A 24,122-nucleotide genomic window follows, 5' to 3' on the forward strand; every position below is an offset into this window, starting at 1 on the left:
TCAACTCTGTGCGGCGGCCGCCCTTCAATCCGATCGGCGGGCATTTGTCGCTCGGCGGCGGACGGGGACCCATGACCGTCGGCCGCGTCGCCGAGGCCCTGCGCGCGGAGGGCCGCGCCACCAACGAGCGACGGCTACTCGTCCTCGCCGGGGAGGGGGCAGCCACCCGCGAAGCCGCCGAGCGGGCGCTCGACGCGGCCGACATCGACTCGCGGGACGCGACTTACCTCGGCGAGTCCGAGGGTACCCCCTGGGAGCGGGTCCCGCCGGCCCGCGCGGGCGACCTGCTCGGGACGACCCACGGCGCGCTGGTGGTGGACTGCCACGAGGCGTGCCGTCCGAACGCCCTCGGACGAGCGGTGGGGGCCGTCGACGGCGGCGGCCTCCTCGTCCTCTGTGCCCCGTCGCTCGACGCCTGGCCCGACCGCCGGGACGCCTTCGACGAGACGCTCGCCGTCCCGCCCTTCGACGTGTCCGAGGTGGCCGGCAACTTCCGGCGCCGGCTGGTCGAGTTGCTCCGCGCCCACCCCGGGGTCGCCGTCGTCGACGTAGGCGACGGGGCGGGCGACCCGACCGTCGAACGCGACGGACTGACCGACCCCGCGCCGCGTCGCCCGCCCGACCCGCCGGCGGTCCCCGACGACCCCGCGTTCCCGGCCGCCGTCTACGAGCGGTGCCGGACCGACGACCAGGTGACCGCCGTCGAAGCGCTCGAAGCGCTCGGTGAACCCGGTAACGCCGTCGTCGTGGAGGCGGACCGCGGCCGCGGGAAGTCGAGCGCGGCCGGACTCGCCGCGGGCGCGCTCGCGCTCGACGGGCGGGACGTGCTCGTGACCGCGCCGCAGTACCGGAGTGCAGCGGAGGTCTTCGCCCGCGCCCGCGAGGTACTCGCCGAGGCCGACGCACTCGCCGGCGACCCCGACGAATCCGACCCGAAACTGCTGGAGGTAGGAGGCGACGCCGATACGGACGGTCCGGCCGGCCGCGTCCGCTTCGAGAAACCGACCGACGCGGCCGAACTGCCCGACGACCCCGACGCGGTCGTCGTCGACGAGGCCGCGGCGCTACCCGTGCGACTGCTCGAACGATTTCTCGACGCGCCCGCGGCGGCGTTCACCACGACGGTCCACGGCTACGAGGGCGCCGGCCGGGGGTTCTCCGTCCGCTTCCGCGACCGCCTGGCCGACAGCGACTTCGAAGTGACGGACGCGGCGATGACTGACCCGATCCGCTACGCCGCCGGCGACCCCGTGGAGGTGTGGGCCTTCCGCGCGCTCCTGCTCGACGCCAGCCCCGCCGTCGACCCGCTCGTCGAGGGCGTCGGCGACGGCGCGAATGAAGGCGAGGGCGCCGGCTCGCTCGACTACCGCGCGTTCGACGCCGCCGACCTGCTGGCCGACGAGCACCTGCTCCGGGAGGTCTTCGGGCTGCTCGTCGCCGCCCACTACCGCACGGAGCCGTCGGACCTCGCCCGCCTGCTCGACGCGCCGAACGTGACCGTCCGGGCGCTCACCTACGAGGGCCACGTCGTCTCGGTCGCGCTGCTGGCCCGCGAGGGGAACCTCCCCGCGGACCTGCGTGCGCAGATGTACGAGGGCGGCCGGGTACGCGGGAACATGATCCCCGACGTGCTGACGAGCCAACTGCGCGACGAGGACGCGGGCGTGCCGGAGGGGCTACGCGTGCTCCGGATCGCGACCCACCACGCCGTCCGCTCGCGGGGGCTGGGTTCGCGGTTGCTCGCCGAGATACGGGGGGAGTTCGCCGACGACGTGGACTGGCTGGGCACCGGCTACGGCGCGACGCCGGAACTCCTGACCTTCTGGCGGGCGAACGGATTCAGTACGGTGCACCTCTCGACGACGCGCAACGACGCCAGCGGCGAGTACTCCGCGGTGATGCTCGACCCGACGAGCGACGCCGGCCGGGAGCTGGCCGACCGCCACTCGCGGTGGTTCGTCGACCGCGTCGGGGCGATGCTGTCGGACCCGCTGGACGACATGGACCCCGACGTGGTGCGGGCTGCACTGCGCAGCGCGGACGCGACGCCGGACCTCGACCTCTCGGAGTGGGAGTGGCGCCTGCTGGCCGGAACGGTCGGCGGCGCGGGCATCTTCGACACCTCGCCGCGGCCGCTCCGGCGGTTGACCGTCCGGTATCTGACCGACGCCGATCCGCCCGACGACGACCCGCCCGGCGACGACCCGAGCGGGGCGCTGCTCGACCCCCGCCAGGAGCGCCTGCTGGTCCGGAAGGCGCTGCAGGGCCATCCGTGGGGCGCGGTGGCCGACGAGTTGGACTTCCACTCCCACGGCCAGTGCATGCGGGCGCTCGGGGAGGCGACCCGACCGCTACTTTCACACTTGGGCGGCCCGAAGGTCGCGGCGGAACTGGAGCGATTCGAATGATGCAACTCCCCGCGCTCGAAGCCCTCCCCGTCGACCTGTTCGTGATCGCCGCGTTCGTCCTCCTGATCGGCGGCGTCGTCGGCAGCGTCACCCCGCTGGTCCCCGGTGGGATCCTCTCGCTCGCCGGCGTCGTCGTCTACTGGTGGGGAAGCGGCTTCGCCGAGCCCACCGTCTTCGTCCTCTCGGGACTGCTGTTCGTCGCCCTGATCGCCGTCGCGACCGACTGGCTCGCCGGCGCCGTCTCCGCGAAGGCCGGCGGCGCCTCGACCCGCACGACCGTCATCGCCACCGCCGTCGGCCTGGTCGGCCTCGTGTGGGGGCCGCTGGGCTTCCTCCTCGGGACCGCCGGAACCGTGTTCGTCCTCGAACTGGCCGACGGCGGCGAGTTCGAGGAGAGCGCCCGCGCCGCCGGCGTGACCCTGCTCGGGATGCTCACCTCAAGCGTCCTCCAGGTGCTACTGACCGCCGGGGTCCTCGTCGCCATGGTCGGCGTCTTCCTGCTGTGAGTTGGGTCGTAGAAGAAAGTCGTTCGAGAGTGTCCGCAGTCGATGGCGAGCGCTGAAAGCCCTCGGCCCGCTCGCTCGCTGGAGTCAGTACCGCACCTGACAGCAAGCGGTGAAAGCCCTCGGCCCGCTCGCGGTCGCTGAGGCGGGATATCCGCGCTCTCCGCACCGCCCGCGCGGATAGTAGCCCGCTCAGGCGACTACCGGCGCGAGCGCGCCTCGCCCTTTCAGTCCACCAGGACCGCGACCGCAACAGCACTGCACCGCCCCGCACAGCACCGCAGACGGCCACATACCTCCCCAACCGATTCGCTCCTATCGTCGCTCATCCCTCGCGCGGCTACGTCGCGGCACGGAGGCCGCGACAGCGCGCGCCGACCGCACCGCGACCGCAACAGCTACCGCCTGAATTGAACACTCTCGTCACCGAACCCACGAGAGTGGAACCTGATCCTGCGAAAGAACGTTGTCGCTCCCGGCCGAAGGGGGTCCCATGGGGGAGGCCACGCACGCCAGTGGGGGAATTCCAGTCGTTCGAGCGTTGCTCTCGCAGGTACACCCGGTGTTCATGCTACCGCCGCTGGCGGCGTCGCTGTTCGGCGGGGTGTTCGCCGGGCGGGTCGACCCGGCGGCGGCCGCCGCCCACGTCGCCGCCCTCTTCTTCGCCGTCTACACGGCCCACGTCAAGGACGGCTACGTCGACTTCCACGTCCGCGACGAGGACGACAGCCACCCGCTCTCGGCGCCGACCTGCCGGCGCGCGCTCGTCGGGTCGACCGCCGGATTTCTGCTCGCGCTCGCCGCGGTCTGGGCGCTCGCCGGACCGGCCGCGGCCGCGCTCACGGCGCCGACGTGGGCGCTGGGATACTTTCACGCCCCCCAGCTCGACACCAACACCGTCGGCGCCACGATGGGCTACCCGGCCGGAATCGCGCTCGCGCTCCTCGGCGGCTTCCACGTCCAGGCCGGGCGGCTCACCCCCGCGGTCGTCGGGCTCGCTGGCGTGTTCCTGCTCTTTCTCTCTGGGATCAAGGTGATCGACGACGCGCAGGACTACGACTACGACCGCTCGATCGACAAGCGGACGGTCGCAGTCGTGCTGGGCGAGCGGGGCGCCCACCGGGCCGCCTACGCGCTCATGGCGACCGGGATGGTCGCGGTCGTCGCGCTCGCACTCGGGCTGCGGGCCATCCCGCCCAGCGCGGGCGCCGCGGGGCTCGTCTTCGGCGCGGTCGCGCTCGTCGCCCGCCGCGCCGAACCCGAACTCGCGACGATGCTGCTCATCCGCGGGTCGTACCTGTTCCTCGCGGCGCTCGTCGCCGCGGTGTGGTTCCGACCGCTTGGCTGACGAGCGGCGCGCCGAGGCCGACGTGTGCCCACGGGTCCGCCGGCTCCGAGGCGAGTAGGCACCGCATACGCCGACCCGGGACCGTCACGGCTATACGGCCGGACGCGTTACGATTGTGGCGGTATGGACAACCTCCGAACCGGCCTCTCGTACGGCGACGTACTGCTGGTCCCCCAGCGGTCGCCGGTCGACAGCCGGAGCGACGTTGACCTCTCGACGCAGCTGACGCCCGACATCGAACTCGACACTCCCCTGCTGTCGGCCCCGATGGACACCGTGACGGGCCCCGACGCTGCCATCGCGCTCGGCCGGGCCGGCGGGTTCGGCACGATCCACCGCTTCCTCAGCGTCGACGAGCAGGCCGCGGCGGTCGAACAGGTGGTCGACGCAGGCCAGCAGGTCGGCGCCGCGGTCGGCATCGCCGAGGACGCGGTCGCCCGCTCGGCGGCGGTCGTCGACGCCGGCGCCGACTGCGTGATGGTCGACGTGGCCCACGGCCACCTCGAACGGTGTCTCGACACCGTCGAACGCCTCCGCGAGGAGTTCCCCGACACCGATCTCGTCGTCGGCAACGTCGCCACGGCCGACGGCGTCCGCGACCTGGCGGCCGCCGGCGCCGACTGCGTGAAGGTCGGCATCGGCCCCGGCTCCCACTGCACGACCCGCCGCGTCGCCGGCGCGGGCGTCCCGCAACTCACCGCCGTCGACGACTGCGCGGACGCCGCCGCCGACCTGGGCATCCCCATCGTCGCAGACGGGGGCATCCGCTCGTCGGGCGACGCCGTCAAGGCGCTGATGGCCGGCGCCGACACGGTGATGATGGGCAGCCTCTTCGCCGGCACCGAGGAGACGCCGCCGGAGATCGTCGAGGTCGACGGCGAGCGCTACAAGAAGTCCCGCGGCATGGCGACGACCGCCGCCGCCGAGGACCGCACGGACAAGGAAGACGCCGGGACCGAGGTCGACGCCGACGAGGGCGTCGAGGGTTTCACCGAGTACAAGGGCCCCCTCGCCGACGTGGCCGAGGAGTTCTGCGCCGGCATCCGTTCCGGGCTCTCGTACTGCGGCGGCCACACCATCCCCGAGGCCCGCGAGAACGCCGAGTTCATCCGCGTCGAGCAGGCCGCCAAGGAGCGGGAGGGCGCCCACGGTGACCACGACTGGGAGACGGTCGTCGTCGACGACTGAGGGCCCTGGGGCAGGTCAGACTATCCACCGTCGGAAGCTCGGTACAGAGAATCCATTCGGCAGAGCGTCACCCGCGACCGAATCCCTCAGTCGGTCGCTCGTCTCTGGTCAGTGTACCCTAGAGGCTCCTATGGAATAACGACCGCCCGCGACTGGGAGTGATACAGCAGTCGGATCTCCTCACCCATTCTACCGCTGTTGAAATCTTTCCGACTGACTTGGGGCGTCGAACACTCCGCTTCTGGACACGAATGGCTCAAGGCGTAATCGACGTCGTCGAAGTCGTTTTGGAGCCTTTGGTGGAGCGATGCCGACACAGTCATCGGTGGCTCGTCGGGGAAGGCTTGCCGATAGTCGGGATGGATCCGGCGGGTTAGCGGTGAATCGATGTGACCGATCACGGTCAGGATATCCGTCGTCCCGACTACCGTCCCGCTGTCGTTGAGGTCATTCCCGGCCACGAATCGAGCGTTGATCGTCCCCTCTTTCGCCGCCCTGCGGGCCCCTACGTATCCGGCTCCGCCCATCCCTGCGATTCCCCCGACAGCAGCCAGCACTTGTCGTCGTGAGAGGGGCACCTCGGGCCTCGACAGGTCGTCCATAGGAACGATACTACAAGAGTGAACTATTATTTTGGGACTGATACTTATTCGTTCACCGTATCGTTGCGGCCCGGCCAGTAGCTTTACCCGAGGCGACCGAACGAGCATCTATGAGCGTCGACGCCGGGGGCGACCGAGACGGCGAGATGACCCTCGCGTTCGAACTCGCGGCCGTCCGCGAGTTCGCGGACCCCGAACGGGTGTTCTCCGAGGCCCGCGAGTGGAGCCGCTACGTCGGCGTCGTCGCAAACGACACCGATGCCGTCGCCGAGTTCGTCGCCGAACGCGACATCCGGCAGGACTTCGAGTTGGGCGACCGCGATATCTGGCTCGCGATGGAGGGCATCCGCGAGGACAGCGACGCGCCGCGACACGTCTTCGTCGGCACGACGCCGGAGGACCGCCGGATCGCCGACGCGACCGGCTGGGAGTTCCGCCGGCCCGCCGAGGTGGCCGACGCCGCCGGCTGGTCGCTCGCGGGTTCCGACAGCGGTCCCAGCTCGTCGGATCCGGGACTTCTCGACCGTCTCTGGGCCCGCCTCCCCGGGTCGGAGTGACCGGGCGGGCGCTTCTGAAACGAGTCAGTTCGCCGTCGAGACGATCTTGATCACGTCGCCCTCGTCGAGTTCCTCCTCGTCGCTGATGCGCATATTCTTCCGCGCGTCGACGGCGTGGAGATACCCATCACCGATGTCCGAGTGGACGGCGTAGGCCAGGTCCTTCGGCGTCGACCCCTCGCCGAGCAGGAAGGCGTCGGGGAGGGTGTTGCCCTGACCGTCGGTCCAGTGGGTCTCGTCCTGGACCGGGTAGGCCGTGATCTGGTTCAACACGTCGTAGACAGCGGTGTCCAGCGCTTGCTGGACGCCCGTCCCGCCGTGTTCGTTCATCACCTCGCGGATCTGTTCGAGCCCCTGGGCCTGCTGGTCGCTCACGTCGCCGTCGATCTCGAAGTCCCGATCGCCGGGGTCGTAGTCGACGACGCCGGCCTCGGCGGCCTTCCGCAGTGCCAGTTCGCCGTCTGCGGTCGCGGGGATGGTCGCCTCGTTGCGCTCCTTGAGCGCCTGGATGTTCTCGGGCGGGGCCACGTCGGCCTTGTTCGCGACGACGACGATGGGCTTGGTGCGCTCTCGGATCTCGGCGGCGAGTTCCTCGCGGTGCTCGTCGGTCCACTGGATGGGGTCGTCGGGGTAGTCCAGCTCGCGGAGGGTCCGGGCCACGTCCAGCTCCGTCGCGCCGACGCCGGTCAGCAGCTCGGTCAGCTCCTCGTCGATGTCGAAATCGGGCGAGCGCGAGGCCCGCTCGACGCCCTCCCAGTTGCGGTCGACGATGCTGGCGAGCCACAGGTCCATCTCCTCCTCGATGAACTGCAGGTCCTCGACGGGGTCGTGTTCACCCACCTCGACGGGCTCGCCCTCCTCGTCCGTACCTCCAGAAGCGTCGACGACGTGGAGGATGGCGTCGGCGTTCGAGAGTTCGTCGAGGAACTGGTTGCCAAGGCCGCGACCCTCGTGGGCGCCCGGGACGAGGCCGGCCACGTCCAGCAACTCGACGGGGACGAACCGCTTGCCGTCGTGGCAGTTCTCGTCGCCGCACCGTTCCTCGCGGTCGAGACAGGGACACTCCGTGCGGACGTGCGTGACGCCGCGGTTGGCGTCGATGGTCGTGAACGGGTAGTTGCCCACGTCCACGTCGGCCATCGTCGCCGCCTTGTAGAAGGTCGACTTGCCGGCGTTGGGCTTGCCGGCAAGCGCGATAGAGAGCATACCCCTACTTCCCGGGGCCGCGAAAAGCCGCTTTCGGTCCCTCACTCCGCCGCGGTCAGTCCGCGTCGGGAACGATCTCCGCGTCCTCGTCGTGACCGTTCTCGCTGTGGTCCGCGTTCTCGATGTGGTCGGCGTCGCCCCCCATCATCGGGACGACGCCGTCCAACTCCGCCTCGACGCTCTCGCGGCTCTCGACCGCCGGCGGCTCGTCGGTAGATCCCTCGTCAGGGTCGCTCTCGACTCCGTCGGCGGAGTCGGTATCGTCGGCGGGGTCCGTGTCGTCGTCGGAGTCCCCGTCGTCGACAGTGTCGACCGAATCGTCGGCGGTCTCCGCCGGGACGGAGTCGTCGCCCGTCTCGGCCTCGTCGTCTGTCGGACCGTCGTCGCCATCGGCGTCGGTCGGTTCGTCCGCCTCGCTGTCTTCGGTCGCCGCGTCGTCGCCGGCCCCCGCGTTGTCGTCCGTCGTCGGTTCGCCGTCGGCGGGCTCGGGACCGAGCGCGTCGCGGACCTGCGTGAGTTCGCCGCTGACGCGGATCTTCCCCTCGACGACGGCGTGTTCGTGGAGCTCCACGTCCTCGGCGGAGATGTCGCCCCAGACGGTCGCGCCCTCCGCGACGAACACGTCGCCGCCGCGGGTGGTCACGTCGCCCTTGATCTCGGTGTCCGCGCCGACGACCACGTCGCCGCGGGCGCGGAGACTGCCGAAGACCGTGTTGTTCTCGCCCACGTCGAGCGACTCGGCGCGGATGTTCCCGTGGAGCCGACAGTCGTCACCGACGGTAGCCGGCGTCGAGACGCGCCAGGCGTCGTCGCTGACGCGGGCGCCGCGGGGGATCACGACCGGCTGGTCCTCGTCGTCCTCGGCGTCGACGAGCTGGGAGGCGAGGTCCTCGGCGGCCTCCTCCTCGCCGATACGAAGCAACTGCGAGAGGTAGACGACGAGGAAGACGACCGTCGGCATCGGGTTGCGGATGACGATGTGGCCGCTGGCCTCGAAGCTCTCCTCGATGTCCACGTCGTCACCGATGTCGACGTTGCCGGCGACCTTGAGTTCGCCGCCGACCCGCGTCCGCTCGCCGAGGTAGGCGTCGCCGCCGACGAGCACGTCCGCCTCGACCTCGCTCCACATGTCCAGCCGGCAGTCGCCCTCGGCCTCGATGTGGCCGTCGAAGGTGACCCGCTCGCCCGCCATCACGTCGTCGCCGCGGACGCCGAACTCGACGGTGCTCTGCCCGCCGACGATCACGTCCCCGTCGGTCACCAGGTCGTGCTCCTCGACCGTGGTGCCGTCGGGGATGGCGAGTTCGTCGAGCGGGTCCGAGCGGATCGGCACACCCGACATAGCGATTTCAGTCGTAATAAACCCTCACACCGCGCACGACGGGCGTCTGACGCGTGTCTGACGGCTCCGGTGTGTGGCGGGCGGCGGGCTCTCGATCCGACGCGCGGATCTCCAGATATTTATCCGGCGGCGGCCTACCGGCGGGCATGACCGTACTCTCGTTCGACGAGCAGGGGGTCGACGTGGTGTACGAGGGCCACGACTTCCGCCTGGAGAAGTCGCTCATCGAGGACGCCACCCGGAAGTCCTACCCGGAGGTCACGGACCACGAGGTGCTGAAGCTCGTCGAGAGCGACCCCTCGCTGTCGGGCGAACCCCGCCGGATCGCCGATATCGTCGACTGATGGACGCGACAGCCGGCGGTTACTGAGCGGCCCGGCCGCCGCCGCGCTCGCCCCCGACCGACCGCCGGCGCACACTCAGACCAGTCCCTGCGAGTAGACGACGAACGGGACGGCGAACAGCAGCGCGAACAGCAGGAGGAGGATCAGGCCGTAGCTGGCCATCGTCGCCGCGGCCGTCGTCCACGCGGGCCCGTCGAAGCGATCGAGTGCGTTCACGGTCGAGGGTCGACGCCCGCGGGCTTAGATGTTCGGTCGGTCGACACTCCGTCGAATCCGACCGCAGTCCCGCGGTCGAACCTATCCGCCAAATATTTTAGGCCGATTTGGTAAGTGATTGGGATCACAACAATCGGTATGAGCGTGATCCGGGGCGTAACGCTACCGCCGGCGTTCGACGACCTGGATGTCGGGATCACCCTTCACGACCCGGAGAGCGGCGCGGTCCTGGACGTGAACGAGAGCCTGGAGCGGCTGTACGGCTACTCGACGGCGGAGCTTCGGGAGATGACCGTCGGGGAGTACACGGCGCCGTCGACGAAGTTCACGGAGGCGGAGGCCACGAGGCGGATCCGGGCGGCCGCCGAGGGCGAGCGCCAGTCGTTCGAGTGGCAGGTCGAGCGCGCGACGGGGGAGTTGCTCTGGGTCCGCGTGCGACTCAGCCCGACGACCATCGACGGGCGGACGTGCGTCCTCGCCGAGATCGACGACATCACGGAGTATCGGACCCGCGAGCGGCGGCTGCGGCTACTCAGCCGGGTCCTCCGCCACAACCTCCGCAACAGGATGAACCTCGTGGCGGGCCGCGCCGGCCACGTCCGCGCGGCGGTCGACGACGAGGAACTCGCGGCCGAACTGGAGCGCGTCGAGGCGACCGCCGAGGAGGTCGCGGGGCTGAGCGAGTCGGTCAGGCAGATCGAGGAGATGGCCGAACCGGACGCCACCGAGCGCGAGCCGACGAACGTTCGGGCCGTCGCCGGACCGGTGGTCCAGGGCGCCCGCGAGGCCTATCCCGGCGCGGAGCTGTCGCTGACCGTCGAGGACAACGCCTGGCTGATGGCAGACGACGGGCTCCGCTACGCGCTCGAACACGCCGTCGAGAACGCCGTCGAACACAACGACCGCGAGACGCCGGCCGTCGAGGTGACCGTGGCGGCCGAAGGTGGGCAGTGCGTGATCCGCGTCGCCGACGACGGCCCGCCGATCCCCGACGTGGAGACCGAGGTGCTCGACGAGACGGTCGAGACCACCAGCACGTACCACGGCACCGGCGTCGGCCTCTGGGTGATGCACTGGTGTGTCACCTCGCTCGGCGGCGAACTCTCCTTCTCGGAGAACGAACCGCGCGGGAACGTGGTCGAGATCGCGCTCCCGCGACTCGACGGAACGGACGCGAGTCGCTGACCGGGTCGGACGGACGGGTTTATTCTCTCCGGCCCGGGCCCGGTATCACCGCTCCGACGCGACGACACGGCGCTCCGACGGGACGGCGCGGCCGCTCGCCGGTCGGAAAACGAGTGATACGGATTACTGCGAGACATTCCGGGATCGACCGCACGCAGTCGTGCGGTCGACCCGGTACACGCTTGCAATAATCCGTATGAGGAGAGGTGGACCGGACGGGTCAGGCGAAGGTGCGCGACACGTCCTCGTCCTCGTCTTCGGCCTGGATCTTGTCCCAGGCGTCGAGGAAGTCCTGCATCCGCACTTCCGTGCGGTCGTCGCGGATGGCGAACATCCCGGCCTCGGTGCAGACGGCCTTCACGTCGGCGCCGGAGGCCTCGCCGGTCAGCTCGGCCAGCTCCGCGAAGTCCAGCTCCTCGTCGAGGTTCATGCTCCGGGTGTGGATCCGGAAGATCTGCTCGCGGCCCTCCACGTCGGGCTTGGGCACCTCGATCAGGCGGTCGAAGCGACCGGGGCGGAGGATCGCGCGGTCGAGCATGTCGAAGCGGTTGGTGGCGGCGATGATGCGGACCTCGCCGCGCTCCTCGAAGCCGTCCATCTCCGAGAGCAACTGCATCATCGTGCGCTGGACCTCGGCGTCGCCGGAGGTCTTGGAGTCGGTGCGCTTGGCCGCGATGGCGTCGATCTCGTCGATGAACAGCACGCTCGGCTCGTGCTGGCGGGCGAGCTCGAACAGGTCGCGGACGAGCTTGGCGCCCTCGCCGATGAACTTGTGGACGAGCTCGGAGCCGGCCATCTTGATGAACGTGGCGTCGGTCTGGTTGGCGACGGCCTTGGCGAGCATCGTCTTGCCGGTGCCCGGCGGGCCGTGCAGGAGGACGCCGCTCGGCGGCTCGATGCCGACCTCCTCGAACATATCGGGGTTCTTCAGCGGCATCTCGACGGTCTCGCGGACCTCCTCCAGCTGGTCCTCGATGCCGCCGATGTCCTGGTAGGTCACGTCCGGCGACTCCTCGACCTCCATGACGCGGGCCCGCACGTCCGTCTCGTCCTCCAGGCTCTTGACGATCGACAGGGAGTTGTTGACGGCCACTCTCGAATCGGGTTCGAGGTCGTCGCGCATCTCGTCGGTGACCTCGGTGATGGCCTCCTGGTTGTTGCCGTGCTGTTTGATGATGACCCCGTCGTCGGTCAGTTCCTGCACCGTGGCGACGAACAGCGGCGACTGCTTGAGCTTCTTGTTCTCGTGGGTGAGCCGCTCCAGCTTCTGCTGGTACTTGTTGTTCTCGGCGTTGGCGTCCAGCAGCTTGTCCCGCATCTCCTCGTTTTGCGATTCGAGCACCTCGAGGCGCTCCTCCAGGGCCTCGATCTTCTCCTGCTGGGAGGCGTCGTCGTCGTACGGCAGGTCCACCTCGTCCACGGTGTCGGTCATTACACCCCTGCTAGCGGATGGGATAATAAGAGGTTTCGGGTCGGGCGGGTCACTTGCCGACCCGGCCGCGTCCGGCCCGCTCGCCCGCTCTCGCACGTGCTCGGCTCACCGACCGAGTCATGTGTTATCGAGTGACGTATCGGGCCCCGAACACCGGTCCGCCCGCGACGACGGGGAGTGCGGTTCTTGCCGATAGATTCTCGGAGGTAATTATTCGAAACGGGAAATATTATTAGTCTGTATCCGAAAGCGACAGTCACGATGAGCACGTCCGAGACTGCGGAGGCGGAATCGGTGGCCGAAGACGGCTGGGACGCCGTTCGCGACCTGCCCCCCAGCGCGAAGCTGGTGGCCAAGACCCTGGAGTACAACGACGCGCTGACCCAGAGCCAGCTCGCCGAGGAGACGCTGCTGCCCCCACGGACCGTCCGCTACGCGCTGAACAGGCTCGAAGACGTCGACGTGGTCAGTTCCCGCTTTTCGTTCGCCGACGCCCGCAAGCGCATCTACACGCTCGACATCGAGTGATCGCGCTCCCGCGTTCCGTCCCCGTTCTCCCCGCTCGGCGCGGCGTTCGCCGGACCGCGAGGTAGGTCGACCGTACCCGACGGGAGTACTTTCACCGCGCTCGCGACACCTCTTTAGGCCGGGGTTTCGTACCCCGGCGTAGATGACGCGCGTGATACACACCGGGGACACCCACCTCGGCTACCGGCAGTACCACCGGCCGGAGCGCAAGCGGGACTACCTCGACGCGTTCCGACAGGTGGCCGACGACGCCGTGGCCGACGATGTCGACGCGGTCGTCCACGCCGGCGACCTCTTTCACGACCGGCGGCCGACCCTCGACGACATCATGGGCGCCCTCTCGGTCCTGCGGACCCTCGACGACGCCGGCGTCCCGTTCCTCGCCGTCGTCGGCAACCACGAGGCCAAACGCGAGGGCCAGTGGCTCGACCTGTTCGAATCGCTTGGACTGGCTACCCGGCTGGGCCCCGAGCCGGTCGAACTCGGATCGACCGCCTTCTACGGGCTTGACTTCGTCCCGCGCTCGAAGCGCGAGGGGTTCGAACTGGACCTCGAACCGCACGGCGCCGACCACGCCGCCTTAGTCACGCACGGCCTGTTCGAGCCGTTCGACTTCGGCGAGTGGGACCCCCGCGACATCTTCGCGACGACGGATGTCGACTTCGACGCGCTCCTGCTGGGGGACAACCACCACGCCGAGACGGCCCAGGTCGACGACACCTGGGTCACCTACTGCGGGTCGACCGAGCGCACCAGCGCCGCCGAGCGCGAGGAGCGGGGCTACAACGTCGTCGAGTTCGACGGCGAGGTGGATGTCCGCCGCCGCGGGCTGGACACCCGGGAGTTCGTCTTCGTCGACCCGGAGCTCAAGGAGGGGGAAGGTATCGAAACCGTCCGCCAGCGCGTCGGCGAGTACGACCTGGAGGACGCGGTCGTCGTCGTCACAATCGACGGCGAGGGCGAGCCGGTCACCCCGGCCGCCGTCGAGGAGTTCGCCCTCGACCGCGGGGCGCTGGTCGCCCGTGTCACCGACCACCGCGAGACGGCCGACGAGACCGAGCGGGAGGTGTCGTTCGCCGACCCCGACGACGCCGTCCGCGAGCGGGTCCGCGAACTCGGCCTCAGCGAGGCGGCCCGCTCGCTCGACGAGACCGTCCGCGCCAGCAAGGTCGCCGACTCCAACGTCGACGACGTGGTCGAAGACCGGGTCGCCGACCTCGTCGAGGACGGCGACCCCGCGGCCTTCGAGTCGGTCGACCCCGAGGAGCGCGAGGACGAGTCCGAATCGACAGAAGACGACGGCGACGGAGAACCCGCTTCCCCAGCGGCCGACGACGAGACGGCCGCCGCGAGCGCGGCGGCCGACGGCGGCGACCCCGCTGACGGATCCGAAGATGCCGGGGGCGAATCAAACGTTGACGCCGAATCGGACGCCCGGGAGGACGGAGCGCCGGCGGAAGACGGAGCCCCCGCGGAAGACGGGGACGGTCAGGCGACGTGGGGTGAGTTCCAGTGAGGTTCGAGCGCGTCAGGCTCTCGAACTTCAAGTGTTACGACGACGCGGACGTGCGCCTCGACCGCGGCGTGACGGTCATCCACGGGCTCAACGGCAGCGGCAAGTCCTCGCTGCTGGAGGCCTGCTTCTTCGCGCTGTACGGCGCGAAGGCGCTGGACAACACCCTCGACGAGGTGGTCACCATCGGCGCCGACGACGCCGAGGTCGAACTCTGGTTCGCCCACGGCGGCGACTCGTATCACGTCGAGCGGCGCGTCCGCGCGACCGGCGATCAGGCCCAGACGGCCAAGTGCGTGCTGGAGGGCCCCGACGGGACCGTCGAGGGCGCCCGCGACGTGCGCGGCTACGTCGAGGAGCTGCTGCGGATGGACGCCGAGGCGTTCGTCAACTGCGCGTACGTCCGCCAGGGCGAGGTGAACAAGCTCATCAACGCCTCGCCGAGCCAGCGCCAGGACATGCTCGACTCGCTGCTCCAGCTCGGCAAACTGGAGGACTACCGCGAGCGCGCCAGCGACGCCCGCGTCGGCGTCGACCGCGTCCGCCGGGACAAGCGCGGCTCCCTCTCGCAGCTCGACGACCAGATCGAGGCCAAGGAGGACGACGACCTCCACGCCCGGCTCAACGAGCTCCGGACGGACCTCGAATCCGTCACGTCGGACATCGAACGGTTCGAGGACCAACGCGAGAAGGCCGTCGAGACGCGCGACCAGGCCCGGGACGTCCTCGACAGCTACGAGGAGAAACGCGAGGAACTCGACGACATCGAGTCGGACGTCGAGGAGCTGCGCGAGGCGATCTCCGACACCGAGCGCGACCGCGAAGATCTGTCCGAGGAGATCGCCGACCACCGGGAGCGCCGGGAGACCCGGCGGGAGGAACTCCGCGACCTGCTCCCCGAGACGGAACTGGACGGGACCGCCGACGACCCGCCCGACCCCGCGGCCGTCGACTCGCTGCTCGACGACCTCGCCGAGCGCGACGACGAGCTACAGGAGACGCTGCAGGAGGTCACCGCCGACGTGTCCCAGCACAGCACGCAGGCGGAGAACCTCCGTGAGACGGCCGACGACCTCGGATCGCAGGCCGAGGCCAAGCGCGAGCAGGCCGACGACCTCGAATCGGAGGTGGCCGAGACGCGCGAGGAACTCGCCGACCGCCGCGAGAAGATCGACGAGCTGGGCGAACGCATCGAGTCCCTGCAGTCCGAATTCGACGACGCGCCCGTCGCGTTCGGGGAGGCCGAATCGTTCCGCGCGGAGGTCGCCGACGAGCTGAGCGAGGCCCGCGAGCGGGTCGCCAGCCTCGAATCCGACGTGTCGAACCAGCGCGACCGGATCGAGGAGGCCGAGGAACTGCTGGACGAGGGGAAGTGTCCCGAGTGCGGCCAGGACGTGGACGGGTCCCCCCACGTCGAGTCCATCGACGACGACCGCGAGCGCCTCGCCGAACTGGAGGCCGACCTCGAAGACGCCCGCGAGCGTCGCGACGACCTCGAGGACCGCCTGGAGCGCGCCGAGGACCTCGTCGAGGTCGAATCGGAGGTTCAGGAGTGTCGCACGAACCGCTCGAACGTCGAGCAGCTGGTCGAACAGCGCGAGGACGCTCTCGAAGAGAAGGGCGAGCAGGCCGAGCGGCTCCGCGAGGAGGCCGACGACCTCGAGGCCGAGGCCCAGGAGAAACGGGAGGCCGCCGAGGAACACGAGAGCGATGCCGAGGAGTGCCGCGAGCGGGCCGGGGAGATCAACGCCGAACGCGGCGAGATCCGCGAGCGCCGCGAGCGGCTGGAGCGGGTCGACGAACTGCTCGACGAGGTCGCCGACGCGACCGACGCTATCGAGGGGTTGCGCGAGCGCCGCGAACAGCTGGCGGAGACCAACGACGAGCGCCGCGAGCGGCTCGCCGAGAAGCGCGAGCGCCGGTCGGAGCTACAGGAGGAGTTCGACGACGACCGGATCGAGCAGGCCCGCGAGCAACACGACAACGCCGTCGACTACATCGAGAAGGCGGACGCGAAGCTGGAGGAACTGCGCGAGCGCCGCGACGACCTCCAGAGCGCGATCGGCGGGGTCGAGAACGAGATCGAAGAACTCGAATCGCTCCGTGAGCGCCGCGAGGAACTCGCCGAGCGCGTCGAGCGGCTCGACTCGCTGTACGAGGAGGCCGAGCGACTCCAGCGGATGTACGGCGACCTCCGGGCGGAACTGCGCCAGCGCAACGTCGAGAGCCTGGAGGCGATGCTCAACGAGATCTTCGACCTCGTCTACCAGAACGACTCGTACGCCCGGATCGAACTCTCCGGCGAGTACGAGCTCACCGTCTACCAGAAGGACGGCGAGGCGCTCGATCCCGAGCAGCTGTCGGGCGGCGAGCGGGCCCTGTTCAACCTCAGCCTGCGGTGTGCCATCTACCGACTGCTCGCGGAGGGCATCGAGGGCGCCGCGCCGATGCCGCCGCTCATCCTCGACGAACCGACCGTCTTCCTCGACTCGGGCCACGTCTCCCAGCTCGTGGAACTCGTCGAGGCGATGCGCGAGTACGGGGTCGAACAGATCCTCGTCGTCAGCCACGACGACGAACTCGTCGGCGCCGCCGACGACCTGGTCCGCGTCGAGAAGGACTCGACGACGAATCGGTCGTCGGTGCGCCGGGAACAGCCCGAGGACCGGCTCGCCGAGGCCGTCGAGGCCGACGACTGAGTCAGGCGGTTTCGACCGGCCGCCCGCGGCGGACGGCGTTGACCGCCGCGCCCAGCAGGACGACGATACTCGCGAAGTACAGCCAGGTGACGAACACGAGGACGGCGCCGATCGCACCGTAGGCGGCGTAGCGGCCGGCGTTCGACGCGTAGAGCCGGAACCCGACCTGGAGGAGCACCCAGCCGACGGCGGCGACGACGGCGCCGGGGAGCACCTCCGAGACGGACACCTCGACCGGCGGGAGCACGTAGTATATCGGCAGGAAGGCGATCGCGAGGGCGGCGACCAGGACGAGAGTCCCGAAGACGTTGACGAGCGGGATCTCCAGCGGGAGCACCGAGAGGGCGACGCCGACGGCGACGACGAGCCCGATGGCGAGTCCGATGCCGGCGACCGTGACAAGGGCGTCGCGGATCTGGTCGAGCAGCGAGGCCTCCACGTCGTCGGTGTAGACCTCGTCGAACGCCTGGTCGAGGCCGCGGAACAGTTTCAGGGCGCTCCAGGTCAGCGTGACGAACCCGACGACTCCCGCGGCGCCGCGGCCGGTGGAGGCCGTGAGCGCCTGGGTCAGGCTCTCGGCGCCCGACGAGGAGAGCTGCTGGTCGGCCATCGACACCACGCGGTCGACCAGGGCCTCGCCGCCGACGACCGACGCGACGACGACGGCGAGCAGCAGGATGGGGATGATCGACACGAACGCGTAGTAGGTGATCCCGGCCGCCAGGAAAGTGAGGTTGCGGTCGCGGGCGAGGGCGACGACGGAGCGGACGGTCGACATACGCCAGGTACCGGCCGCGAGCGGTTGAAAGCGGGGCTGGCGCAGGAAAGGGTCGCGTGGCTCGCGAGGCGACCGGACGGCGAACCCCGCGTCCGGGGTCGGACGGTCGGCGGCGGATACGTTCCATCCGTTACGTCGTCCGGTTCGCCTCCGACAGGCCGGCGACTCAGGCGATCGCGATCGAGTAGTTCGCCTCGATCTCGATGTCGCCGTCCGTGACCCGGATGTGGAGGACCGACCCGAACAGGCTCTCTGACCGGGAGAGGTCCGGTTCCGGGAAGGTCACCGTCTCGGTCGCGGACCGGTCGTCGGCTTCCACGGCGACGGTGACCGTCGCGGGGAACGAACAGCCGAGCGGGACGGCCTCCTCGAACCGGGCGTCGTCCGGCGTCGCGTCCGCCGAACCCGCCTGGGTGTCCTCGGCCGGACCGAGCGACGGCGACGCGGTGAACACCGTCTCGTCCGCCCGGCGGACGGTGACTCGGGCGTCGACCGCGCTCGGGAGTTCGTTATCGACGTGGCAGGTAGCGGGCTCGGCCTGGCACCACCAGCCGAGCGCGTGGCCGACGCCGGCGGTCAGGGTGAGCACGCCGCCGACGCTCCCGACGAGGACGGCGCGCCTGTTCCGACGGACCGCGCCTGCGACCCCCTCCTCGGCAGGGTTCTCGCTCGCGGGTGAGAGGCCGGACCTACGGAGCATCCACCCCACTGCGGTGCCGAGGACGTACAGGGCGGTGCCGACGCCGAGCGTCAGCGCGACCGCGGGCGGGAGAAATCGGCCGAGGTCCGGTGGTGGCATCCCGACGTACGAGAAGAGCCGCCAGGCGAACGCGTACATCGACGGGAACGCGGCCGCCCAGGCGGTGACGACGCCGCCCGACCACCGCAACACGAGGCGGATCAGCGCCGCGGCGCCGACGAGATACGCTATCACCGTCAGGACCGCGAACCCCGGCCCCGTACCGAGGACGGCGAGGAACAGTTCGAACGCGACCGCGGCGACGACGCCGACGGCGAACGCGGCCGGGATCAGCTTCGGGCGCTCGCCGACGACGTGCGCCCGCAGCCAATTCCGGTCCATACCACTCCGTCGGGAGCGCTGCGGTAAATGTCTTGGTCAGGGGTCGGCCGCGTTCGAGGCGTCGTCCGCGACCGGGTCGTCGTCGCTCTCGGCTGGGTCGTCGTCGCTCTCGGCCGGGTCGTCACCGTCCACGCCCGCGCCCCGCATCGCGGCCAGCCCCGCGCTCGCCAGGTCGGTCGTCTCGTAGCCGCGGACGCCCGCAACGTCGGTCTCGGCCACCAGCCCGGCGGCCCGGAACTCCGAGAGGAGGCCGTGCAGGTCGCTCTCGCAGAGGTCGACGGCGCCCGTCAGCGTCCGCACGTCGACGGGCGAGCGGGCGTCGATCTCCAGCAGGAGGCCGAGCGAGCGGTCGTCGCGGACGGCGCTCGCGACGGCGCGGACCGGTTCGGGCACCGCGCGGCTGGCCGTCGCCAGCGGCGACTCGCCGTCGACCGGCTCCAGGGTCTCGTTGGCGACGTGGCGCCGCTCGCCCGTGTCGGGATCGCGGACGAGCGAGGAGTCGCCGGACTCCTTCAGCAGGACCAGCCGTCGGCCGGAGTCGTCGCGGACCGTTCGCATGAGCGGCGGTAGCGGCCTCGCGGGGTTAGCCGTTCCGGTCGCGAAGGGCCACGGCCGGGGAGTCGGCGGGCGACAGGGCCGCGTCACTCGCCGACCGGCTCGGACTCAGTCGGGTTGTCGGCGCGGTAGCGGCGGTAGGTCAGGACGCCGTAGGCGAACGCGACGGCGCCGAGCGCGAACAGCGGGCCGCCGGTCGCCCAGTCGCCCCTGAAGTAGACGAACATCGGCCCGAGCGACAGCGCGAGCAGGGCCACGTCGAAGACGACGACCAGCCGCCAGAAGGTCCGCCTGAGCTCCGGGTCCACGTCGGCGTCGAAGGCGTCGGCGTCGCCGTAGTCGTGGTCGACCTCGGGCACGTCGACCTCCGGAACGTCGACCTCGGGGATGTCCGGGCCGAGCGACGACTCGGAGCCCCCGGGGTCGTCGAACGGGTCGTCCCCGCCGTCGCCGTCGTCTCCCAGCACACCGACGGGTAGCGGACTCGCGGGCAAAAGGGTTCCCACTCGACCTGTCGACGCCGCTCAGGCCATCCGCCCGAGCGCGAGGGCGTCGTCGGCCTCGACCCACGCGAGCGGGTTCTCCGTATCGAACAGGACCACGCCGCCGTCGACCTCATAGGCGTCCGTGGCCGCGACCCCCTCGGGGTCGGCGGGGGCGACTCGCACGTCCGCGGACGGCTGGCTCTCCGCACTGTCCGCCTCGCCGCGTCGCCGCGCGTGGTCCGTCATGGCTTCACGACCGGGTTTGGTACACCGTGGCAAGTATCTTCTGCCTGCACCGACACTGGCCGGTCGCTACGGGGCGTTCGCGGGGACGGAGCAGGTACGGCCCCGGCGGTCGGACGACGCCACCGCACCGACGCCACAGGAGCTATACCGACGCCGCGCGCACTCCCGAACGCAATGCCCTCCCTGCTGGAACGCCTGCTCGGCGACGACTCGACCGAAGAAGGTGTCGACCTCGAAGAGCGCGAGGACGAGGCCCACGAGGCCCTGCACAACCGCGTGACGCCCGAGACCTACGGCATCGACGACCGCGCGGTGACCGGCGTCGCGGTCGTCAACGAAGGCCCCGACGAGGAGCCGATCACGGTGCCCATCGCCCGGTTCTCGCTGGGCGAGGACGTGGAGTCGCCCGACTACGACCTCGTCTGGGACCTGGCGAGCGAGGCGGTCCGGGCGATGGTCCCGGCTTTCGAGGGCGTGTTCGTCCGCCACTACGACGTGCAGTTCACCTTCGACGGGGACGGCCTGTTCGAGGCCGAGGAGTGTCGCCGGATCGCCGTCACGCCCGAACTGGCCGACCGACTCGTCTCGGAGCCCGGCTTCGGCGCCGCCGATTTCAAGTCGGCGATGCTGGAAGCCGACGACATCGACGACCACATCGCGCCAGTGGCGTGGGGCGACTGCGTCGACTACAGCAGCAACGACAACGCCGCCGTGGTGACCGGCGCGGCGGCCGCCGCCGCGGGCGCGAGCGCGGCCGGCGCCAGCTGTGCCGGTGCGAGTGCCGCGGGCGGCGCGGGCGGCTGTTAGCCCGGCGCTCCCGTCTCGATTTCGAGGGCGCTACGCCTCCCCGTACACCGGCACGGCCGCGCCGCTGGTGACGCTGGCGGCGTCCGAACAGAGATAGAGGATCGTCTCCGCGATGTCGGCGGGGTCGACCCACTTGTCGTGGTCGGCGTCGGGCATCATCTCGCGGTTCATCGGCGTGTCGATAACGCTCGGCATGACCGCGTTGGCGCGCACCTCCCCCTCGTTCTCCTCGGCGATGGTCTCGGTGAGGATGCGCACGCCGGCCTTCGACGCGCGGTAGGGGCCGTCGCCCTCGCCCCCCTCCAGCGACGAGCGCGCCGAGACGCTGACGATCGCCCCCTGGCCGGTCAGGTCTGACTCCCGGAGGTGGGGGACCGCGTGTTTCGATGCGAGGAACATCGTCTTGAGGTTCACGTCCATGAGGAAGTCGAAGGTGTCCGCGTCGGTCTCGTCGATGGGCGTTCCCCCGCGCCAGGTGCCGGCGATGTTCGCGAGCGCGTCGAGGCCGCCGTGGTCGTCGACGACGGACTGGACGGTGTCGGCCACCTCGTCCTCGTCGGTGAAGTCGCCCTGGTAGAAGTCGACGCGGTCGCGGTCGGTGTCCAGTCCGAAGTCCTCGTCGTCTGGCCCGACCACGTCGGCGCCGCAGACGGTCGCGCCCGCGTCGGCGAACGCCTCGCAGACCGAACTGCCGAGCGTCCCGCCGGCGCCGGTCACGAGCACCACGCTGCCCCCGAAGTCGAAGTCGGCTGACATAGGCGTGTGTTGGGGCCGGCGGCGGTTAAAGGTGCGTCGCGGGGCCAGCGCAAGACCTACCGGACCGTCGAGCGAACACCGGGCCATGGACTGCATCGCTCACCGCGGCTTCCCCGGCGTCAACCCGGAAAACACCGTCGCGGCCGTCGCGGACGCCGCATCGCGGGCCGACGCCGTCGAGGTCGACGTGCGGATCTGCGGTTCCGGCGAGCTCGTGGTCTGCCACGACGAGACGGTCGACCGGACGACAGACGGGAGCGGTCCCGTCTCGGCTCACACCGCCGAGGAACTGGCCGCGCTCTCGGTCGAGGGATCGGACCAGGGAGTCCCGACCTTCGAGGAAGTCGTTGAGGCGATCCCCGACGGCGTGACGCTCTACGCGGAGCTGAAGGAGCGCGGGACCGGCGAGGCCGTCGAGCGGGTCGCCGCCGACGCGGACTCGGAGGTCGTCGTCTCCTCGTTCGACTCGGAGGCGCTGACCGAAGTGGAGGCGTTGCCCACCGCGCTCGTCCAGTGGGAGAGCGAGGGGCTGGTCTCGCGGGCGCGGGAGCTTGGCTGTTCGGCGGTCGCCCCGAACCTGGACGCCTGCGACGCGTCGCTCGTCGAACGGGCACACGGCGTCGGCCTCGACGTGACCGCCTGGACCGTCACCGACCCCGAGGAGACCGAGCGGCTCCGCGAGGCGGGCGCCGACGGCGCGATCACGGATTTCCCGGACTGTTGCCCGTCCTGATTCAGAGCGCGTCGAGGAGAGCGTCGATGTCGTCGGCGGTGTTGAAGACGTGGACGGAGACCCGGACGGTGCCCGTCGGCGGGATGTCGCGGACGCGGATCCCCTGCTCGTCCAGTCGTTCGGCGGTCGCGATAGGGTCATCGGCCGCGAACGCGACCAGCCCGGACTCGGAGCGCTCGGGCGAGACCAGCCGGTCGCCCAGGCCGTCCTTGAGCCGGTCGGTCAGCCGCTCGATGCGGTCGGTGACGGTCTCGAAGCCCAGCTCCTCGACGGTGGCGATCCCCTCGCGGAGGCCGGCGTAGGGCACCGGCGAGACGCTCCCCACTTCGAAGCGGCGCGCGTCGGGCTTGAGGTCCCAGTCGTCGGCCTCGGGGTCCTCGACGCCCATGTAGCCGACCTGTGCGGGTTCGAGCTCCCGGGCGAACTCGTCGGTGACGCGGAGGAAGCCGGTGCCGGTGGGGGCCAGCAGCCACTTGTGGCCGGCGGCGGCGACGGCGTCGGCCCCCCACGCGCCGAAGTCGACGGGGCGCTGGCCGACCGACTGGACGGCGTCGACGAGGACGCGGGCGCCGGCGTCGCGGGCGATGTCGGTCAGTTCCGCGACGGGGAGCCGACAGCCGTCGGTCCAGCACAGCGAGCTGAAGACGGCGAGTTTCGCGCCGTCGACGGCGGCTTTCCACTCGTCGCGGTCGACGCGGCCGCCGGCCGCCTCGACGACGCGGACCTCGACGCCGTGTCGCTCGCGCAGGCGTTCCCAGGGGAGGATCCCGGCGGAGTGTTCCTGGTCGGTGCGGACGACGGCGTCGCCGGGCTCCCAGTCCATCCCGGCGGCGATCCGACCGATGCCGTCGGTCGTGGACTGGGTGAGCGCGACCGACTCGGGGGCGACGCCGACGTGGTCGGCGACGGCGTCCCGCGTCTCGTCGAGCGCCTCGAACAGCGCGCCGTAGGTGCCGGCGCCCGTCGGCGCCTCGAACTCGTGGTACTCCAGGGCGGCCTCGGTCGCCTCGACGACCCGGCGGGGGCTCGGCCCGCCGGCGCCGGTGTTGAGGTAGACGCCGCGGTCCAGCGCGGGCATCTCCGCGCGGAGTTCCTCGGGAGTCATGCCCGAATCGACGGCGCCTGCGCGGTTAAAGCGTACGCCACGCGGCCGTCGCTGCGGGGACTCGCGACCGCCGTGTTCAATACAGGGGAAGGCTGTTGCGGTGAACGGTTGCGGAGTGCAGGCGGTAGCTGTTACGGTGAGCGGTTGCGGTGCGGTCGGCGTGCGCTGTCGCGCGCTTTCATGCGCGCGACCGTAGCCGCGCGAGGGATTCGCGACTCGCGTGTCGCGAATCGGCTGGGGAGGTATGTGGCCGTCTGCGGTGCTGTGCGGGGCGGTGCGGGGCGGTGCTGTCCTGGTGGACTGAAAGGGCGAGGCGCGCTCGCGCCGATAGTCGCCTGAGCGGGCACTATCCGCGCGGGCGGTGCGGAGAGCGCGGATATCCCGCCTCAGCGACCGCGAGCGCGCCGAGGGCTTTCAACACTCGCTGTCGGTTGCGATCGGCCTCGTTTCTTCCACGAAGAATCCACTCGAAACGACTGATACACTCGCACCATGAACCGAACAC

Annotated in this window: 24 protein-coding genes; 12 read left to right on the forward strand and 12 right to left on the reverse strand. The window is 70.5% G+C overall.

The window, feature by feature from the left end; all coding sequences use genetic code 11:
• Nucleotides 1–71: 71 nt before the first annotated feature.
• From tmcA to ACMGFI_RS00695, 4 genes are all read left to right on the forward strand, one after another.
• Complete coding sequence (gene tmcA / locus ACMGFI_RS00680; RefSeq protein ID WP_436906653.1) at nt 72–2,408, forward strand: tRNA(Met) cytidine acetyltransferase TmcA; 2,337 nt, start codon at nt 72–74, stop codon at nt 2,406–2,408.
• Nucleotides 2,408–2,914 (forward strand): DUF456 domain-containing protein, encoded by a 507-nt coding sequence (locus ACMGFI_RS00685; protein ID WP_436906724.1) that lies wholly within the window; start codon nt 2,408–2,410, stop codon nt 2,912–2,914. The genes tmcA and ACMGFI_RS00685 overlap by 1 nt, the downstream gene beginning before the upstream one ends.
• Before the next feature lie 490 nt (nt 2,915–3,404).
• The gene (locus tag ACMGFI_RS00690) at nt 3,405–4,259 is read left to right on the forward strand and encodes a UbiA family prenyltransferase (protein ID WP_436906654.1); all 855 of its coding nucleotides are present in this window, start codon (nt 3,405–3,407) and stop codon (nt 4,257–4,259) included.
• A 123-nt stretch (nt 4,260–4,382) separates the two neighbouring features.
• Nucleotides 4,383–5,447: a guanosine monophosphate reductase gene (locus ACMGFI_RS00695; RefSeq protein WP_436906655.1), complete on the forward strand. Its 1,065-nt coding sequence runs from the start codon at nt 4,383–4,385 to the stop codon at nt 5,445–5,447.
• A gap of 128 nt (nt 5,448–5,575) precedes the next feature.
• Here the strand turns inward: ACMGFI_RS00695 and ACMGFI_RS00700 are convergent, their stop codons facing one another.
• A complete protein-coding gene (locus tag ACMGFI_RS00700) occupies nt 5,576–6,049 on the reverse strand; it encodes a hypothetical protein (protein WP_436906657.1) in 474 nt (157 codons plus the stop codon).
• 110 nt (nt 6,050–6,159) lie between these two features.
• Here ACMGFI_RS00700 and ACMGFI_RS00705 point away from each other — a divergent pair, with 110 nt between their 5' ends.
• A complete protein-coding gene (locus tag ACMGFI_RS00705; protein ID WP_436906658.1) occupies nt 6,160–6,606 on the forward strand; it encodes a DUF7124 domain-containing protein in 447 nt (148 codons plus the stop codon).
• Nucleotides 6,607–6,630: 24 nt separating this feature from the next.
• Here ACMGFI_RS00705 and ACMGFI_RS00710 read toward each other — a convergent pair whose 3' ends face one another.
• Nucleotides 6,631–7,812 carry a redox-regulated ATPase YchF gene (locus ACMGFI_RS00710; protein ID WP_436906660.1) on the reverse strand — a complete coding sequence of 394 codons (1,182 nt, stop codon included), beginning with the start codon at nt 7,810–7,812 and terminating at the stop codon, nt 6,631–6,633.
• 55 nt (nt 7,813–7,867) lie between these two features.
• Entirely contained in the window at nt 7,868–9,154 is a 1,287-nt protein-coding gene (locus ACMGFI_RS00715; protein WP_436906664.1) for a polymer-forming cytoskeletal protein, read from the reverse strand.
• A 146-nt stretch (nt 9,155–9,300) separates the two neighbouring features.
• Here ACMGFI_RS00715 and ACMGFI_RS00720 point away from each other — a divergent pair, with 146 nt between their 5' ends.
• Nucleotides 9,301–9,498, forward strand: coding sequence for a DUF5800 family protein (locus ACMGFI_RS00720; protein ID WP_436906665.1), 198 nt, complete (start codon nt 9,301–9,303; stop codon nt 9,496–9,498).
• A 75-nt stretch (nt 9,499–9,573) separates the two neighbouring features.
• Here ACMGFI_RS00720 and ACMGFI_RS00725 read toward each other — a convergent pair whose 3' ends face one another.
• On the reverse strand, nt 9,574–9,714 hold the full coding sequence (locus ACMGFI_RS00725; protein WP_436906666.1) for a hypothetical protein: 141 nt from the start codon (nt 9,712–9,714) through the stop codon (nt 9,574–9,576).
• A 138-nt stretch (nt 9,715–9,852) separates the two neighbouring features.
• Here ACMGFI_RS00725 and ACMGFI_RS00730 point away from each other — a divergent pair, with 138 nt between their 5' ends.
• Entirely contained in the window at nt 9,853–10,899 is a 1,047-nt protein-coding gene (locus tag ACMGFI_RS00730; protein WP_436906667.1) for a PAS domain-containing sensor histidine kinase, read from the forward strand.
• 220 nt (nt 10,900–11,119) lie between these two features.
• Here the strand turns inward: ACMGFI_RS00730 and pan1 are convergent, their stop codons facing one another.
• On the reverse strand, nt 11,120–12,331 hold the full coding sequence (gene pan1, locus ACMGFI_RS00735; protein WP_436906669.1) for a proteasome-activating nucleotidase Pan1: 1,212 nt from the start codon (nt 12,329–12,331) through the stop codon (nt 11,120–11,122).
• 261 nt (nt 12,332–12,592) lie between these two features.
• Here pan1 and ACMGFI_RS00740 point away from each other — a divergent pair, with 261 nt between their 5' ends.
• The 3 genes from ACMGFI_RS00740 (at nt 12,593) to rad50 (ending at nt 17,071) form a co-directional block, all read left to right on the forward strand.
• The gene (locus ACMGFI_RS00740) at nt 12,593–12,859 is read left to right on the forward strand and encodes a MarR family transcriptional regulator (RefSeq protein WP_436906670.1); all 267 of its coding nucleotides are present in this window, start codon (nt 12,593–12,595) and stop codon (nt 12,857–12,859) included.
• A 142-nt stretch (nt 12,860–13,001) separates the two neighbouring features.
• On the forward strand, nt 13,002–14,375 hold the full coding sequence (gene mre11, locus ACMGFI_RS00745) for a DNA double-strand break repair protein Mre11 (RefSeq protein ID WP_436906671.1): 1,374 nt from the start codon (nt 13,002–13,004) through the stop codon (nt 14,373–14,375).
• Nucleotides 14,372–17,071 carry a DNA double-strand break repair ATPase Rad50 gene (gene rad50 / locus ACMGFI_RS00750; protein ID WP_436906673.1) on the forward strand — a complete coding sequence of 900 codons (2,700 nt, stop codon included), beginning with the start codon at nt 14,372–14,374 and terminating at the stop codon, nt 17,069–17,071. Before mre11 ends, rad50 begins: the two co-directional genes overlap by 4 nt.
• Nucleotide 17,072: 1 nt before the next feature.
• Here the strand turns inward: rad50 and ACMGFI_RS00755 are convergent, their stop codons facing one another.
• The 5 genes from ACMGFI_RS00755 to ACMGFI_RS00775 form a co-directional block, all read right to left on the reverse strand.
• On the reverse strand, nt 17,073–17,849 hold the full coding sequence (locus ACMGFI_RS00755) for a YihY/virulence factor BrkB family protein (RefSeq protein ID WP_436906674.1): 777 nt from the start codon (nt 17,847–17,849) through the stop codon (nt 17,073–17,075).
• A 166-nt stretch (nt 17,850–18,015) separates the two neighbouring features.
• Complete coding sequence (locus ACMGFI_RS00760; protein ID WP_436906675.1) at nt 18,016–18,930, reverse strand: hypothetical protein; 915 nt, start codon at nt 18,928–18,930, stop codon at nt 18,016–18,018.
• A 36-nt stretch (nt 18,931–18,966) separates the two neighbouring features.
• On the reverse strand, nt 18,967–19,488 hold the full coding sequence (locus ACMGFI_RS00765; RefSeq protein WP_436906676.1) for a DUF7346 family protein: 522 nt from the start codon (nt 19,486–19,488) through the stop codon (nt 18,967–18,969).
• 83 nt (nt 19,489–19,571) lie between these two features.
• Nucleotides 19,572–19,952 (reverse strand): DUF7322 domain-containing protein, encoded by a 381-nt coding sequence (locus tag ACMGFI_RS00770; protein ID WP_436906677.1) that lies wholly within the window; start codon nt 19,950–19,952, stop codon nt 19,572–19,574.
• 57 nt (nt 19,953–20,009) lie between these two features.
• The gene (locus ACMGFI_RS00775) at nt 20,010–20,216 is read right to left on the reverse strand and encodes a DUF7331 family protein (protein ID WP_436906678.1); all 207 of its coding nucleotides are present in this window, start codon (nt 20,214–20,216) and stop codon (nt 20,010–20,012) included.
• A 174-nt stretch (nt 20,217–20,390) separates the two neighbouring features.
• Here ACMGFI_RS00775 and ACMGFI_RS00780 point away from each other — a divergent pair, with 174 nt between their 5' ends.
• On the forward strand, nt 20,391–21,023 hold the full coding sequence (locus ACMGFI_RS00780; RefSeq protein WP_436906679.1) for a hypothetical protein: 633 nt from the start codon (nt 20,391–20,393) through the stop codon (nt 21,021–21,023).
• 30 nt (nt 21,024–21,053) lie between these two features.
• Here ACMGFI_RS00780 and ACMGFI_RS00785 read toward each other — a convergent pair whose 3' ends face one another.
• Entirely contained in the window at nt 21,054–21,779 is a 726-nt protein-coding gene (locus ACMGFI_RS00785) for an SDR family oxidoreductase (protein WP_436906680.1), read from the reverse strand.
• A gap of 85 nt (nt 21,780–21,864) precedes the next feature.
• Between ACMGFI_RS00785 and ACMGFI_RS00790 the strand changes: the two genes are divergently transcribed.
• Entirely contained in the window at nt 21,865–22,512 is a 648-nt protein-coding gene (locus tag ACMGFI_RS00790; RefSeq protein WP_436906681.1) for a glycerophosphodiester phosphodiesterase, read from the forward strand.
• Between the two features lies 1 nt (nt 22,513).
• Here ACMGFI_RS00790 and ACMGFI_RS00795 read toward each other — a convergent pair whose 3' ends face one another.
• Nucleotides 22,514–23,617, reverse strand: a complete 1,104-nt coding sequence (locus ACMGFI_RS00795) for an aminotransferase class V-fold PLP-dependent enzyme (RefSeq protein ID WP_436906682.1) — start codon at nt 23,615–23,617, stop codon at nt 22,514–22,516.
• Between the last annotated feature and the right edge of the window lie 505 nt (nt 23,618–24,122).

The sequence above is a fragment of the Halosimplex marinum genome (assembly GCF_051414075.1).
GTDB lineage: Archaea > Halobacteriota > Halobacteria > Halobacteriales > Haloarculaceae > Halosimplex > Halosimplex marinum.

Bases quoted from the DNA above. Each gene is read 5' to 3' on its own strand.
- pan1 (WP_436906669.1), bottom strand. From the start codon at position 12,331: ATGACCGACACCGTGGACGAGGTGGACCTGCCGTACGACGACGACGCC.
- ACMGFI_RS00710 (WP_436906660.1), bottom strand. From the start codon at position 7,812: ATGCTCTCTATCGCGCTTGCCGGCAAGCCCAACGCCGGCAAGTCGACC.
- ACMGFI_RS00775 (WP_436906678.1), bottom strand. From the start codon at position 20,216: ATGACGGACCACGCGCGGCGACGCGGCGAGGCGGACAGTGCGGAGAGC.
- ACMGFI_RS00695 (WP_436906655.1), top strand. From the start codon at position 4,383: ATGGACAACCTCCGAACCGGCCTCTCGTACGGCGACGTACTGCTGGTC.
- ACMGFI_RS00690 (WP_436906654.1), top strand. From the start codon at position 3,405: ATGGGGGAGGCCACGCACGCCAGTGGGGGAATTCCAGTCGTTCGAGCG.
- ACMGFI_RS00685 (WP_436906724.1), top strand. From the start codon at position 2,408: ATGCAACTCCCCGCGCTCGAAGCCCTCCCCGTCGACCTGTTCGTGATC.
- mre11 (WP_436906671.1), top strand. From the start codon at position 13,002: ATGACGCGCGTGATACACACCGGGGACACCCACCTCGGCTACCGGCAG.
- ACMGFI_RS00785 (WP_436906680.1), bottom strand. From the start codon at position 21,779: ATGTCAGCCGACTTCGACTTCGGGGGCAGCGTGGTGCTCGTGACCGGC.
- ACMGFI_RS00790 (WP_436906681.1), top strand. From the start codon at position 21,865: ATGGACTGCATCGCTCACCGCGGCTTCCCCGGCGTCAACCCGGAAAAC.
- ACMGFI_RS00705 (WP_436906658.1), top strand. From the start codon at position 6,160: ATGAGCGTCGACGCCGGGGGCGACCGAGACGGCGAGATGACCCTCGCG.
- ACMGFI_RS00700 (WP_436906657.1), bottom strand. From the start codon at position 6,049: ATGGACGACCTGTCGAGGCCCGAGGTGCCCCTCTCACGACGACAAGTG.
- ACMGFI_RS00765 (WP_436906676.1), bottom strand. From the start codon at position 19,488: ATGCGAACGGTCCGCGACGACTCCGGCCGACGGCTGGTCCTGCTGAAG.
- ACMGFI_RS00740 (WP_436906670.1), top strand. From the start codon at position 12,593: ATGAGCACGTCCGAGACTGCGGAGGCGGAATCGGTGGCCGAAGACGGC.
- tmcA (WP_436906653.1), top strand. From the start codon at position 72: ATGACCGTCGGCCGCGTCGCCGAGGCCCTGCGCGCGGAGGGCCGCGCC.
- ACMGFI_RS00795 (WP_436906682.1), bottom strand. From the start codon at position 23,617: ATGACTCCCGAGGAACTCCGCGCGGAGATGCCCGCGCTGGACCGCGGC.
- ACMGFI_RS00760 (WP_436906675.1), bottom strand. From the start codon at position 18,930: ATGGACCGGAATTGGCTGCGGGCGCACGTCGTCGGCGAGCGCCCGAAG.
- ACMGFI_RS00715 (WP_436906664.1), bottom strand. From the start codon at position 9,154: ATGTCGGGTGTGCCGATCCGCTCGGACCCGCTCGACGAACTCGCCATC.
- ACMGFI_RS00780 (WP_436906679.1), top strand. From the start codon at position 20,391: ATGCCCTCCCTGCTGGAACGCCTGCTCGGCGACGACTCGACCGAAGAA.
- ACMGFI_RS00720 (WP_436906665.1), top strand. From the start codon at position 9,301: ATGACCGTACTCTCGTTCGACGAGCAGGGGGTCGACGTGGTGTACGAG.
- ACMGFI_RS00755 (WP_436906674.1), bottom strand. From the start codon at position 17,849: ATGTCGACCGTCCGCTCCGTCGTCGCCCTCGCCCGCGACCGCAACCTC.
- ACMGFI_RS00730 (WP_436906667.1), top strand. From the start codon at position 9,853: ATGAGCGTGATCCGGGGCGTAACGCTACCGCCGGCGTTCGACGACCTG.